This window comes from Lentibacter algarum (genome assembly GCF_018860975.1).
In the GTDB taxonomy this organism is placed as follows: Bacteria; Pseudomonadota; Alphaproteobacteria; order Rhodobacterales; family Rhodobacteraceae; genus Lentibacter; species Lentibacter algarum_A.
This window is the reverse complement of sequence record NZ_JAHKQI010000009.1, coordinates 255,969-270,147: the sequence shown is the minus strand read 5'-3', so window position 1 is coordinate 270,147 and position 14,179 is coordinate 255,969. Positions and strand designations below refer to the sequence as shown.

Sequence of the window (14,179 nt, the reverse complement as noted above, 5' to 3'; positions counted from 1 at the left end):
ATGCTTCGCAAACGGTTCATCAGCGGTGGTGCGAAACTGGCAGGTGGAAACGATTCTCTGAAACTTTACGTCCTAACGGTGCGATTATCGCACCCCCTGTTAAGAGGCGATTGTCGAAAGCCGTCTTCTGGACATCGAAACACCGGTCAACGAGATTTCAAGCTGCTCAACCGCAGCACCAAGCCACCTGGTCAGCTCGGCTTCACGGTCCGGATTCATTTTCAGATCCGGCACAGCAATGGAAATTGTCCCAGCCGGGTCGTTGCCATCGGTAAAGAATGGCATGGCGACGCTGCATACCCCGTCCTCGACGGTATTGCGGCTGAACGAGTAGCCCCTTTGACGTGTTTCTTCAAAAAATGCGGCCAGCGCGTCATCATCGGTAAGTGTGAACCGGGTCAGTTTTTCTCGCTCCAGTTCAAGCAGTCGCATGCGTGTGCTTTCCGAACAAAAGGACAAAAAAGCCAGACCCGAAGACGACGCGTGATAGGGGTAGGTTTCGGCCGGGCGCAGGTTGATGACATTCCCTCGGGACGGCAGTGCATAGGCCGCAGTGGTCATTCGTTCCGCCCCCGGAATCCCTACATGCGCTGTTTCGTTTGATTTCGTACACAGCCATTGCACAACGATTTGCGTCGCCTTGACCATCGGTACGGTTGCCTCTCTCAGCCGCGCAAGCGACAGGAACCCGTGGCCAAGAGAGTACTTTCTGGTTTCCGGATTCTGCTCAATGAAGCCATGTTTTACGAGCGAGACCAACAGCCGGCGCGTCACGGCCTTGTCCTGCCCCGTAAGTCGGGCAAGCTCATTCAACCCGATTTCCAGGCTTTCCAGTGAAAACTGGCGCAGCAGCAGCATTGCCTTGTCGACGGTTTTCATCCGATACTCTTTTCCCCGATGCCGAAATCCCAGTTCCGCTAAAACGGGTGCTCCGGCTGATTGTCCGAAAACACTTAGCCTACACTTCCTGTGCTTCTCTAACGTCAATTCGCGCGATTGTTGCGTCAGGTGCTGCGAAGGTCGATGCTGCCCTCACTTTACGAAGGTCGGCTTTCCACGTCTACGGCCATTCGTGCAAAGCACAGCATTTAGCCAAATGGGCTCTTCGCCGACTATCACCCGATCTCCGCCGCGAATTGCTGCGCATCGCTCCATTGTCGCGGAGACTGCCCATACATACGTTTGAACTCTCGACTAAACTGTGACGAACTGACGTAGCCCACATCCATTGCCGCCTCGTTCACAGTCATGCCGCCAGCAATCTTCATCGCAGCGTTGTTGAGACGCATGGATTTGACGAACTGGATCGGGGCCATTGTTGTGACCTGCTTAAACTTGCGGTGAAACACGGCACGGCTCATGCCTGCACGGGTTGCCATATCTTCAATCGAAATAGGTGCGTTCAATTGGGACGACACATGTGCGATGGACCGCGCGATAGCATTGCCAGCGCCAAAGGCATGTCTTGCAAAGACACCTGCCTCACCCTTTAGGATCGCGTAATACAACTCGCGCAACCGCACCTCCCCAAGAACTGCCGTGTCCGTCTGGCTTACCCCTAGCTGTAGCAGCCTTAGCAACGCATCGGTGAAAGCGTCGTCCCACTTGGCCAGTCTGATCCCTTGCGCACGCAAACCGCCTTCGAGCACTGGGAGGACGCCTCCGGTATTCTCTATCTCCATCGCCATTTCAGTCATCACACGCCTATCCAGTGAAACGATGACACCGTAGAGAGGGTTATCTGTGGATGCGGCAGGTGTACCAGCCCTTACTGGCATCGACATCGGGCAGCACATATATTGGCTGTCGTCGTAGACAAATCTGTGGCCATCAAGAATAGCCTCCTTGGCACCGCTCACGATGGCAATAACGCTGGGTTCATAAACGGCAGGAACACAGGGGATCGCTTGTGTGGCCCGAAACAACCGCACGCCTTTGATTCCGGTTTCTGTCAGGCCGTCTTGGTCGGTGCGGGCTTCAATAAGGTGTTTGATGTGTTCTTTGCTCATGCAGCCAGTCTAACGGTTCAAAATCCCCCCAGACAACCTGTGTGATACAATTAGGCAAGTATACGCGACGATTTCATCTGTTTTTGACCATTGGTGAGAGCTATCTATCATTTCAACACGAAAGCAGACATCGCGCGGCTGTTGTGCCGACGCCTTAAGGAAGAACACAATGGCAGATACGATATTCGGACCCAAAGGCTGGACGCCTGACCGCCTCCGATCACTTACGGGCAAAACATATGTCATTACCGGTGGCAATGCTGGTGCAGGATTTCAAGCCGCGCGCATCTTTCTGTCCAAGGGGGCAAAGGTCGTGATGCTGAACCGAAGCGCAGACAAATCGACCGCTGCCATAAAAGAACTGAAAGAAGAGTTCGGGGCTGAGGCCGAGGTGAGCTTCGTGCGTATGGACTTGTCCGAACTGGCAAGCGTCCGCGCAGCAGCAAATGAGGTTCTGAAAATCGTTCCTCGGATCGATGCGCTGATCTGCAACGCAGCCATCGCGCAAGTGCCGACACAGAAGCTGACGGTCGATGGCTTTGAGAGCCAGCTTGGCACAAACCACTACGGGCATTTCGTATTGTGTGGAATGTTGTTCGACCTGATCGAAGCGAGCAAAGGCCGGATCGTTGTGGTCGCCAGCCTTGGCTACAACATGGGGATCAAGACCATCCAATTCGACGACATGAATTGGGACAAGAACTACAGCGCAAATCCTGTCTACAGTCAGAGCAAGCTGGCGCAGATGATGTTTGCCTATGAATTGCAGGACAGGATTGCGGGGACAGGCAAGAACATGTCGGTTTACGTCTGTCACCCCGGTTCTTCGGCAACCTCGCTGATCACCACCAGCGGCAACTGGCTGACCAAGCTGCTCTTCAGGCTCATGGCCCTCACGCCTATGGTGCAATCCGCCGAAAGAGGAGCCTACCCCGAGGTCATGTGCGCCACCGAGGACGGGCTGGAACAGCGCGCGCTTTACGGCCCGACGGGCCGGATGGAGTTCGTCGGACCGGTCGGCAAGGGCACACTAAATCCTCATGCCTACGACAAAGCTGTCATGGAGAAACTTTGGACCGTGTCCGAAGAAGCAACAGGGTTCAACTGGGATGGCTAACCGAAAAACGAGCAAAGGGTAAATTGCACCTCGCCTGCAACAACAGCCCTTCGAACACATTGCAGCATCGCGTAAAAATGGGCTCTTCGCCGTCATCCGCCGCGCTGATCACGAACGGCTGGTATAGGATAAGGCTGGTACAGGATAACGTTCCTTTTGCTGCACCGCGCATGAACTGGTAAGAGGCGGACGAAGCCGCCATTGGATGGTGTTGGCAGAACGACCGCTCACGAATCATTTCGGACGTTCATCCGGTGATCAGACTCCGCAGTGTTACTTCCCAGGCGACCGGATCGCGCACTGTTAGGCATTCTGTTTCAATTGACGTAGCAGGGCTGGCTCTAAAATTGTTCTGAGCAACAGAGAGCAATTGATCGCAGATTGCGGGCTATGATCTTCTCAAAGGGTTCTCATCCCTCAATGATTGGCATGGCGAGGCGACCTACCCGCCTGAAACCACTCACCCGTCAATTCTGATCAGCGCAGGTCTTACCGATGGTCTGCGCTGTCGCTTGCAGCTGCGCCAAGTGATCTTTGACGACCGTTTCCAAACACCGGTTGTTGGCGTTCCAGACCAGACTAATGGAACCGACCGGCTCGCCGCCTGCAATAATTGGAACGGCTATGGCCGCAGGTAGCGCACCGTAGTCTACGGCCCTCCCCCAATGGCCCGGCGAGCGGGCAGCATAGCCACGCGTTCCAATATCGCTCAAGACTTTTGCCAGTTGAGGCAGCGCTTTGACTTCTTCGCGTGGCAGCTGGTCAACGAGATCTTGCAAGGCTTTAGTGCGTTCCTCACCCGTCATCGCATAGAGATATGCCGACCCCAATGCAGACAGGATGGGCGAGGGCCGGAAGCCCACAACATCGGGATATATCGCGTGAACTTTATACACTCGGGATGTGTCTATGATCTCGACACGCCCACCGCCGATTCCTGCAGCCAGATCGCTGGCCAGGCCTGTGCTACGACTCAGCTTCACAATCTCGCCCTTGCCAACAGCGACAAGTTTATCGACACGGTTTGGCATACCGGCTTCTTGCGGAAAGGCCGAACCAAGCTGATAGCAGCCGTCGCTGCTTCGCCGGAACAGCCATCTGCGCTGTTCAAGTGTTGCGCAGATGCGCAAAACTGTCGGTTTAGGCAGCCCCGTGCGCGCAGCAAGCGCACCAAGGGGTATGCGCCCGCTAGCATGGACGACCTCAAGAACGGCCATCCCACGGTCAATTGATCGGTTCAGCTTTGTCATCGCATCATTCCACCTAGTGAAACGAATAGTCGACAAAGATGCCACTGTTCAATAGCCTTCTTACACGCCCACACACCTCGTCGGGAGATCGAGGCGGACTGGAAACAGGGGCTCAAGGGAGGACGCTGTGACTGTTTTGAACAAATCCACACTCGTGGACCGTGCCGTATTGCTATTGTCGCTCATCGTGATCAGCGTCGTACTATATGTGTCTGTGTTTGGCGTGTTTTCTGATTCCTACCTACGTGTCGGAATGCTGTTGGTCGGCGGTTTGCTGATCATTCTATCAGGCTTCGGGCGGTCAGGCAGCTTGTGGGACAGCATGCTTCTTTTGTTTACCGCCGTGGCGCTTGCGCTAAGTGTCTTTCAATATTTCCGCGCCGCCGAAGAGATCGAGACAGGTCTCTATTTTTTGACGTCGACTGATATCTGGATGGGCATGCTCGGCCTGTTCGCCGTTGTCGAGTTGACGCGCAGGTCGGTCGGGCTGGTCATGGCGCTGGTTGCGGGGATCGTTTTGGCCTATGGGGCCTTCGGGCATATGGCGCCCGGTTTTCTGCGCCACGCAGGTATTTCCACCGAAGAGTTGATGACCGTGCTGTGGTTCTCTTTTGACGGTGTGTTTGGCCGGCCAATGGCCACTGTCGTATCAACCATTTTGATTTTCATCCTGTTCGGCTCCCTGCTTGAATTGCTGGCGATCGACTTGGTGCTCGTGCGCCTTGCTTTGGCCGCCACTGGTCGCCTGCGATCTGGCCCAGCCGCCGCTGCGACTGTAGCAAGCGGGCTCTTTGGCACGATTTCGGGGTCAGCCGTAGCGAATGTGGTTGGCACCGGTGTCATCACCATTCCGTTAATCAAGAAGCGAGGGTTTTCGCCCCGTTTCGCTGCAGCTGTTGAATCTGCGGCATCGAGCGGTGGTCAGATCACCCCGCCGATCATGGGGGCGGTTGCCTTCATCATGGCTGACGTGACGAACGTGCCATATCTAACAATTTGCGCTGCAGCTGCGGTGCCTGCGCTGCTCTACTACGGTGGTCTTTTCGTCGCGATCTCGAGTGCGGCCCGCAACATGGATCTTGACGAGGAAAAGCAACCGCCCATTTCGTTCAACTGGCGCGAGCTTGTTCAGATGGCGGTTTTCGTTATTTCGCTCACTGGCATCGTCGTCACCATGGTTGGGGGGGCATCAGCCGCCTATGCAGGCTTCGTCGGCGTTGCCCTTGCCACGGTTCTGGGGTTCGCGATCCGGCCTGATCTGTTGCTCAATGGCGAGGCTTGGCTCAAGTTTATCCGCTCGGCAGGTTTGATCTCGGCAGAGTTGGTGGTGATTGTGGGCGCTGTGGGTATCGTTATAGGTGTTCTAAACCTGACGGGTGTTGGCCTGCGCTTTGCCTCACTTCTCTCGAGCCTTGCCGAAGATCAGCTGATCCTGTCGCTTATTCTGATGGCCATCGCTTGTCTGCTGCTCGGCATGGGCATGCCAACTGTGCCTGCCTATCTCATCATCGTGCTGGTTATGGGGCCGTCGCTGCAAAAGCTGGGCGTGCCGATCGTCCATACCCACATGTTTGTGCTCTATTTCGGAGTCCTGTCAGCGATCACGCCACCTGTTGCTCTGGCTGCCTTTGCGGCGGCCCCGATCGCAGGGTCGTCTCCTATGAGCACAGCTCTGGAAGCGTCACGGCTTGCCCTGCCAGGGTTCGTGATCCCGTTTGCGTTTATCTACAAACCTGCGCTTTTGCTGGGCACCGGCTTTACTCTGGGGCAATCGGCTCAGGCGATCTTATTCGTGCTGCTCGCCACGATCCTGATTTCGCGAGCCTGTTACCCTCGCCGCGGCAAAGGCTACATGGTGCCTGTCGGGCTGGGTTTGGCCGCAGCGCTTATCTTCTTCGGAACACTCGTGTCGTGGGTCGCAGCGGCTGTCGCCGTGGGCTTGATGATCTTCGACCGTCTGGAACTGAAAACCAAAAACCAAATTTCATGACAACAGGGAGGACCAATCCATGAAAACGACAAACCTCAACCGCCGCTCGGTGCTGGCAAGCGCTGTTGCAGCTTCAGCACTCGCAGTATTGCCGCGCGCGGCCATGGCAAAAGAACTGCTGCGGATGTCAACTCTTGGCCCGGGCACCACCCCGAACCTTGTGATGACGACCTTCGCCAATATCATCAATCGCGAGCTGCCTGACTACGAGATTCAGGTCAACGCAACAGGGGCTGCCACACGCCACGTTCTGGAAGTTGCACAGGGAAAGACAGCGTTTTGCATGACGTCTCCTGCGTTGCAGGCCTTGATGTCCAATCAAAAAGCAATGTTTGCGAAGATGGATCAGGCGCCGGAACTGGCCAAGAAATTGCGCGCTGTGTTGAACTTCCCGATGGGCGTTTATCACATTGCGACCTACGAATCTTCAGGCATCACCTCGATGGAGGATGTGCGCGGCAAGCGTGTTTTTCTCGGCCCACCAGGAGGTGCGGCTTACTCTACAATGGAGCGTCTTTTCAAGGCTGTTGCAGGCCTCGAGGCGGGCAAAGACTATGAAGCGGTAAAATTCGGCTGGGACGCAGCAGCGGCTTCGTTTCAGGATGGCAACCTCGACGTCTATTGCAACCCGACAAACGCGCCGAGCCCTGTGCTGACTCAGATCGCTGTGACAAACGAAGTTCGCTTCCTCGGCATCCCCGCGGACAAGCTTGAAGCCGAAGGAGTCAAGGCGCTGGTCAACCGTCCCGGCTTTGGCTTGGGTGTTTTGCCCGCTGGTGTCTATGGCGACAACCAGACGAACGACAGCGACACGACGACACTGCGTGTCACCGTCGGCATCGTGACGAATGAAAGCGCAGACGAGGCGATGGTCTACGAGATGACCAAAGCCTTCTTCGCTGGCGTTGCCGAGATGGGCGAAAGCGCACCATGGCTTAAGGCGGTCAATCCGGAAGCAGCTGTCGCTGACATCAACATGCCTCTGCACCCAGGTGCCTTGCGCGCGCTTGAAGAGCTGGGCGTGACAATCCCTGACACCGCTCGCATGTAAACGAAACTGGTCGGGGTGATAGCACCCCGGCCACCACTTCAGGTAATTCTCCCAATGCCCAAGAACGTTCTTTTTATCATGTGTGATCAACTCCGGTGGGATTACCTTTCGTGCACCGGACACCCGCATCTGCACACACCACATATCGATGCGCTGGCAAAGCGCGGCGTTCTATTTGACCGAGCCTATGTGCAATCCCCGATCTGCGGCCCCTCGCGCATGTCTTTTTACACCGGACGTTACGCCGGTTCACATGGTTCCACCTGGAACAACATCCCGCTGAAGGTGGGTGAAATGACGCTGGGCGATCATCTCCGCCCACTCGGAGTGCGAACAGCGCTCTGCGGCAAAACCCACATGACTGCCGATGTTGAAGGTATGCGCCGCCTTGGGTTGGCGCCCGATAGCGAGATTGGCGTGTTGGTCTCGGAATGCGGCTTTGAGCCTTTTGAGCGCGACGACGGGCTGCACCCTGACGGCCCGCGCTACGCGCGCAACAAGGCCTATGACGACCACATGAAAGAGCGTGGCTGGCCAGACGACAACCCTTGGCAAAGTGTCGCAAACAGCGCCGAAGACGCAGACGGCAACATCTTGAACGGCTGGTTTCTGGACAATGCCGATAAACCCGCACGCGCCGCTGACGAGGAGAGCGAAACGCCCTACATCACCGGACGCGCGATGGATTTCATCCGCGAGGCCGGAGACACGCCATGGTGCCTGCACCTGAGCTATATCAAGCCGCACTGGCCCTATATCGTGCCTGCTCCCTATCATGATATGTATGGCCCAGAGACGCATCTCGATCCGGTGCGCAATGCGGCAGAAAAAGCCGATCCCCACCCAGTCTACGGCGCCTTTATGGAAGAACGCGTGTCGCGCGCCTTTAGCGACGACACCGCCCGCACCCGTGTCCTGACCGCCTACATGGGGCTGATCAAACAACTCGATGATCAGATCGGCCGCCTGATGGATTTTGTCGATGAACAAGGGATTGCCGAGGAGACGATGATTGTCTTCACCTCCGATCATGGCGATTATCTTGGTGACCACTGGATGGGCGAAAAGGAGTTGTTCCACGACGCTTCGTCGCGCATCCCGCTGATCGTCGTTGATCCGAGCCCCGAGGCAGATGCAACCCGCGGGCTGAAATCCTCGGCTTTGGTTGAGGCGATTGATGTTGTCCCGACGATTCTCGATTATTTCGGCGGTGCTGAGGTGCCCCATATCATTGAAGGCATCTCGCTGCGGCCCGTCTTGCATGGGACGCAAGATAAAGTGCGAGACTTTGCGGTATCTGAGTATGATTACTCGATGCGCGACGTGCGCAAACGGCTTGGCGTCGAGGTTAAGGATGCCAAGCTGACGATGCTGTTTGACGGGCAGTGGAAATACGTCTTTGCAGAAGGGTTTCGCCCCATGCTCTTTGACCTGAAGGCAGACCCGGACGAATTAACCGATCTGGGCGCAGACCCAGCGCATAGTGATGAAGCGGCGCGGCTTGAACGCCTGTTCTTTGATTGGGCGCGGCGGACGTCACAACGCACAACTATTTCGGATGCCCAAATCGCCGCACGAGATGCTGTTTTGGGCGAAGCCAAAGCGGGCATCTTGATCGGCTATCGCAACGAGGACGAGCTGAGCGAAGTTCTGGATCAAGCTAAAGAGAATACAAGACCGTCGCGCGAGGCGCTCTGAAATTAAGTTTGGCGCGAACGTGTTGTTGGGTGTCAGTTTTAGGATCACGATGGCTTCGTGACTGTGCGGTATTCGCGGGTATGCTGCTGCGACGAAGCCTGTGCATCTTAGATGACTTCAATTTAGGCGCCCGGGGCACAACCGATCAGGATACGCAGTCTTATGTTTTTCGAATTCTAGCGGCAGCTGTGGAAGAACACTCGCTGCAGCCATTGATTGGCAGTTTGCAATACTCATGTGTTGAATGGCTGCTTTGCCAATATCACACCCAACAGTTTGCCACTTCGGCGAAGGTCTGGAAACTGCCCGTTCCCTTTGCTAGTGGAGGGGGTTCTATGGGGGTGGGTAATAGGTATAAGTAATGAATAGAAAGCGGAGGGAAGAGACCCAAGTTCCTTCCTACCTGCCCAACCTAACCTAGAGGAAAAGGGGGAAGAAGTGGCAGAGATAGAGAACTCCTGGCACTCCCGCCCCGAGGGCCGAAACTGTTTCAAGCAAACATGCTCGGGACACTCCCCAAGTCAGCGTGATCACCTCATATGTCGTGATGAGCTTCTCCAAAGATGAGCTTGCCTGCGTTTCAAAACCGTCAATCCACGATTTTTGTCGCAATACGCGTTTCGATCAACTCTTCCTCAACCAACGCATAGATCTGCTCGGGCGGTGTCTTGAGCGAGTAAACCATGATCGACGGGTCCACTCCCATCTCAACGAGATACTCCATCGTTTCACCTTGGCCCGTCTGAATGCTTTCGACCGCGAACATCACAGGCATATATCCAGGTTGATCATAATAATGCTGGTGCAGCCCCACGATCCCTTGCCGAGAAACAGCCCGGTCCAGTCCGCCAGCCAGAACGTAAGGGCAGGAGGAGGCACAAACACCCCCCTTAAGAACAGCCGTTGGCAGCTCTTTCACCCTGATAGTCCGTCCGATCTGTTGAGCTTCCTGAACGAGCCCCCCGGGGCTATGCAGCGCAATCAGGTCGGGCTTTGCAGGCATATCCGCAAGCTGCTCCTCAAAACGCTGCGCTGCGCCCTCATCAATCTGCCCTGTAACAAGCAACACATTGCCCTTGCCTTCCACAACCATCACTTCAAACCGCAAGCGGTTGTCAAACTTGTCTGGCATGGAAAGGTCGGCTGGCCCGTCCTGAGTCACAAGGCCAGGCAAGGAACGGTCGGTTCTGTATTCCCGCCGTTGGTCGCCAGGTGAAACCGGCCCATTGGGCAGCTCGACCTTCTCCTCATACAACTTCGGCATGATCCCGAAAATCTGCGTCGCTATAAGCAAGCCTGCAAGAGCAAGCTGCAACAGCAGCACATATTTCAGCCCACTCTTCGCGTCTATCTGCGGCAAATAACGCATCAGCTCTTGTCCGGTTTGCCGTCTTCAAGCTTCGCGGTGCGTTCATGCATCGCAGCATCCGCCGCGCCCATCGTCATTTCGACATCTTTCATCGCGTTAATCGCAGCCCGAAGGTCAGCCAATGTGAGCGTGTCTTCAATGCTCATCCCATCGCGCCCGTTTCTTATCGCTGTCTGGGTTACGGCCAGCACAAAAACAAGAATCGCAGGCAATAGGTCAATCGCTATCGCCCCCGCCCATGATGGTACAAAATTCCCCGCATATCGGATTACAGCATCCGCCGCCGAGATCGGGTTGTAAGCGGTCTCTATAGGCGCCTCGATCTCCAGCACAGCATCCGCCGCGTTCTTCAGTGACTTGCTGCGCTGGTCGAGCGCATCAAGAACCGAGTCAATCGTGGCCGATTGCGCATCGCGGACTGATGAATTGCGCCCGTCAAGCTCGGGCAACACAACAGATGCTGGCAAGTCTTCCGCCGCCCGCGCCACAAGTGTCGCAACGCTATATTGGTTGAGCTGCGAAACCACGCCCGCGAGTTTTACGCTTTCCTCAGAGAAGCGCACCGAACGCATGTCAACAGGACCCGCCGCCACGGTAAGCTCGCGCATCCGCGCAAGGATCCTGTTTCCGTCTTCGAAGGCTTCGTCAATCAACGGCTGCTGCGTGGCAATCTGGTCTTCAAGATTTTTCAGCTCTTCTGACTTTTGCTTCAAAACCCGAAAGACCGCACCACGCCCTGCCGCACCAGAAAGTTCGCCCGATTGCTCGAGCTCTGCCAGTGCATCAAAACTTTGCCGCGCGCGCTCAACTTCCCGCCCGAGAGATTGGCCGCTCAGCGCAATGTCATGCGCCTGCTCAAGCGCGCTCTGATAATCCCTGACCGTGTTTTCCAAATGCTGCTCAACAGCGGCAGAGCCTGCAAGTGCCGCCGCATTTAACCAGCTCGACATCGCAATGATAGCAAGCGAGCCGACCATCGTGGCGACAGTAAGTCCGATAAAGCCCCCCGCAGTTCGCATGGCAGGCAGCAACCGCAGCATATAACTCCAGAAAACAAAAATTCCGACCGAGACAGCAATAGAGTAAGCCACAGCCGCAAAGAACGAAACGGCGCCGTTGTCTTCCAGCAAGGAGGAAACACCGAGATAGGTATAAATCCCCGAGGCAATCGCAAGCACGCCGAGCGCGGCAGGCGTAAATGTATCAAGCCAGGCAAGATGGCCCTCAAGTTCCTTTGCTGTGCGCAGCCCTTTGGCCTCTGCAACAGTAAGCCGGTCCTTCGAAACAGTCATAAACAGCGCTCTCCATATGTGTTAACAAACCTTAACATCGTAAATGTCCAACGTCGCGCATCTTTAACTCGACGCGATGGTTTAATGAATCATATCTGTCGTCTATGGGCGGGAGTGCCAGGAGTTCTCTATCTCTGCCACTTCTTCCCCCTTTTCCTCTAGGTTAGGTTAGGTTGGGCGGGTAGGAAGGAACTTGGGTCTCTTCCCTCCGCTCTCTATTCATTACTTATACCTATTACCCACCCCCATAGAACCCCCTCCACTAGCAAAGGGAAGGCGTCCCTCTAGCAGGGGCAGAAACTGGGGCATAACGTGGGGTTCTAGACCAGCAGGGAAGCCCTGAGTGTCTTGTTAACTTACTGACTGAGAGAGCTGGCTGGGATGGTAGGAGTCCTTGCCGACCGATGGCAACGCTAGGCTTTTCTGACTGCCGGGACAAACTGGGGCGGTTACTGGGGCGGAACGGAGCGAACGAGGAGCAACGCGAGTTGGAGCGGAGTGAGCATGGGGCGGATTGGCCAAAGCACAGCGATAGCTGAGTGAGAGGCGGTCGGAGGGCTGCGGGCGTGGGCTGGTAGTGGACATGGGCGGGAAGCGGTCTTTCGCTGCAATAGAAAATTCGGCAATCGTCTTTCAAAATATCAAACGTAGCCTTTCAATCCTTGTCCGGTGTCACCTTGGCCGCATCTGAAAGAAGTTGTTCCAACTCAGTGCTGAGGAATGGAGACAGTCCGGCCCGGATCGCCTGAAGTGTGGCGTGATTGTCTGGCCGGGTTGCGATCTGTTGCACGGCGAAATCCCAGTGTTCAGCCATCCATGCGTCAAAGTCGTTTTTGACACGCTCCAGATCCTTTTCCTTTTCCGCGATGTCAAGGACGAGAGGGATATCTTGCGCTGTGACGGGCGTAGGTGCCTTGAGCCATCTTTCAAAGCTCCGGAGGCGGGCACGTAGAATGGAAAGGTCGGCTTCAAGGCGTTCCAGCTGTTCTTCGCGGCTCTGCGGGTTGCACAGGAGCGGTTCCAGAACGAAGGCCGATACAAAGACGTCGCATAGTTCTGGGCGCTCGTCGCGCACAGCTCGCGCAACAGGCCCCATGATTGCCGGGCCTAACTCACGCAGCCATTTGCAATCCCTGCGCAAGTCTATCGTGCCCTCGGCGACCTCGTGACAGAGCTCATGTGCAATGTCCCCGCGCTGGACCACATGGAAAATCATGATCCGGCTCATACGTTCGGCGGCATCCCCACCATTGGACAGCAGGAAGAGCGCGAAAGGGAATGCCTGCGCGGGAAAGGCCATCACCGCATCGGGAATGATGCGTGCCACATCAGCGTATAACCTTTTGCCAACATCACCATACGAGATATGATAGAAATACAGCGACATGAGCGCGTTCACGGCCAAGGCAAGATCTTGTCGGTGCTTTGCCGCTGCCGTCATCTGAGCAACCAAAGACAAAATCGTTTCATTGTGCCGTGCAAGGCTTTCTTCTATTGCGGGCTTTGAGCCAATGGTGCCCAGATAGCCCGCGTCCGAGGCTGTGAAGAGAAAAACCTCGGCGCTTTGCCTTGTGAATGCATGGGGCTGCCGTGAAGGCGGCTCTATGTCCAAGAGGGTCTGGCTTGCGTTGATAATGAGGTCATAGAAACTGTCGAAATGGTCGAAATCCTTTGCGAAAATCTCTGACCATTCATTTCTGATCGCTTGTTGCTCGGTGAAATCATTCGTCCCGACGGAGGCGAGGCGTTCCAATGACGGGGCAAAAATCATTGTGGCAATACCTTCAGAACGTGAGAGCAAAAATTGCGAATAAGACTGTTTCCGTCACTTTAGATGACCTGGCGACTGAGCCAACCCTCGAAGCACAAAGTGTCCTGATTGTGGCGCGCATTAGTCACTGAGGTACGAACCCATCACATCGTGCCGGATAACAATGTACATCACTTGAAACTCCTTATGGTGCCAAGTCTATCTGACTACAGACAAGCGACGAACGACCTCCCATCTCGGCAATGTCTGCAAGAAAATAACTGGCAATTCGGTTTTTAGCGAATGTCAGAAATGTCAAAGCCGCAGCATAGCGACGAGGTCCTCGGCCGAAGGTCCGCTCAGGGCCGTCACCCACTCCCCCCAGAAAACCGAGCAAACCTCCGTATCTATTAAGATAGCAACGATGGAGGTTTACTATGCTGTCCTACCTTATGAAGGCCCTGCTTGCCCCTAAGAAGGCACGCTCGCGTGCTCAGAAGACCACCTTGGTTGATGATGCGCTCCTTGTGTTCGTCATGTTGACGATCGTCAGTTGGCTGAGTTGATCCACGGAGCGACACCTACAAGAGGGTGACGTTCTGATTGTCGCCGCGTTTGATGACGTGCCGGAGCATCAGTTTCAAGTCACCGAA

11 protein-coding genes are annotated in these 14,179 nt (G+C 55.5%); 5 read left to right on the top strand and 6 right to left on the bottom strand.

Annotated elements, in window-relative coordinates; all coding sequences use genetic code 11:
• Positions 1-99: 99 nt before the first annotated feature.
• Complete coding sequence (locus tag KO498_RS15170) at positions 100-879, bottom strand: IclR family transcriptional regulator (RefSeq protein ID WP_215960762.1); 780 nt, start codon at positions 877-879, stop codon at positions 100-102.
• Between the two features lie 236 nt (positions 880-1,115).
• A complete protein-coding gene (locus tag KO498_RS15165; RefSeq protein ID WP_215960761.1) occupies positions 1,116-2,009 on the bottom strand; it encodes an AraC family transcriptional regulator in 894 nt (297 codons plus the stop codon).
• A 169-nt stretch (positions 2,010-2,178) separates the two neighbouring features.
• Here KO498_RS15165 and KO498_RS15160 point away from each other — a divergent pair, with 169 nt between their 5' ends.
• Positions 2,179-3,126 carry an SDR family oxidoreductase gene (locus KO498_RS15160; RefSeq protein WP_215960760.1) on the top strand — a complete coding sequence of 316 codons (948 nt, stop codon included), beginning with the start codon at positions 2,179-2,181 and terminating at the stop codon, positions 3,124-3,126.
• Between the two features lie 467 nt (positions 3,127-3,593).
• On the opposite strand, the gene KO498_RS15155 is transcribed toward KO498_RS15160, so the two are convergent.
• A complete protein-coding gene (locus KO498_RS15155) occupies positions 3,594-4,376 on the bottom strand; it encodes an IclR family transcriptional regulator (RefSeq protein ID WP_215960759.1) in 783 nt (260 codons plus the stop codon).
• Between the two features lie 127 nt (positions 4,377-4,503).
• Here KO498_RS15155 and KO498_RS15150 point away from each other — a divergent pair, with 127 nt between their 5' ends.
• The 3 genes from KO498_RS15150 (at position 4,504) to KO498_RS15140 (ending at position 9,115) form a co-directional block, all read left to right on the top strand.
• Positions 4,504-6,366 (top strand): TRAP transporter permease, encoded by a 1,863-nt coding sequence (locus KO498_RS15150; RefSeq protein WP_215960758.1) that lies wholly within the window; start codon positions 4,504-4,506, stop codon positions 6,364-6,366.
• A gap of 19 nt (positions 6,367-6,385) precedes the next feature.
• A complete protein-coding gene (locus KO498_RS15145) occupies positions 6,386-7,417 on the top strand; it encodes a TAXI family TRAP transporter solute-binding subunit (RefSeq protein ID WP_215960757.1) in 1,032 nt (343 codons plus the stop codon).
• Between the two features lie 78 nt (positions 7,418-7,495).
• Positions 7,496-9,115, top strand: a complete 1,620-nt coding sequence (locus tag KO498_RS15140) for a sulfatase-like hydrolase/transferase (protein ID WP_252731471.1) — start codon at positions 7,496-7,498, stop codon at positions 9,113-9,115.
• Between the two features lie 589 nt (positions 9,116-9,704).
• Here the strand turns inward: KO498_RS15140 and KO498_RS15135 are convergent.
• The 3 genes from KO498_RS15135 to KO498_RS15125 all read right to left on the bottom strand — a co-directional run bounded on the left by KO498_RS15135 (position 9,705) and on the right by KO498_RS15125 (position 13,547).
• Positions 9,705-10,484 carry a hypothetical protein gene (locus tag KO498_RS15135; protein WP_215960755.1) on the bottom strand — a complete coding sequence of 260 codons (780 nt, stop codon included), beginning with the start codon at positions 10,482-10,484 and terminating at the stop codon, positions 9,705-9,707.
• Positions 10,484-11,776, bottom strand: a complete 1,293-nt coding sequence (locus KO498_RS15130; RefSeq protein ID WP_215960754.1) for a hypothetical protein — start codon at positions 11,774-11,776, stop codon at positions 10,484-10,486. The genes KO498_RS15135 and KO498_RS15130 overlap by 1 nt, the downstream gene beginning before the upstream one ends.
• A 655-nt stretch (positions 11,777-12,431) precedes the next feature.
• Entirely contained in the window at positions 12,432-13,547 is a 1,116-nt protein-coding gene (locus tag KO498_RS15125; RefSeq protein ID WP_215960753.1) for a hypothetical protein, read from the bottom strand.
• A gap of 416 nt (positions 13,548-13,963) precedes the next feature.
• Here KO498_RS15125 and KO498_RS18360 point away from each other — a divergent pair, with 416 nt between their 5' ends.
• Positions 13,964-14,092, top strand: coding sequence for a hypothetical protein (locus KO498_RS18360; protein WP_289847844.1), 129 nt, complete (start codon positions 13,964-13,966; stop codon positions 14,090-14,092).
• Positions 14,093-14,179 lie beyond the last annotated feature (87 nt).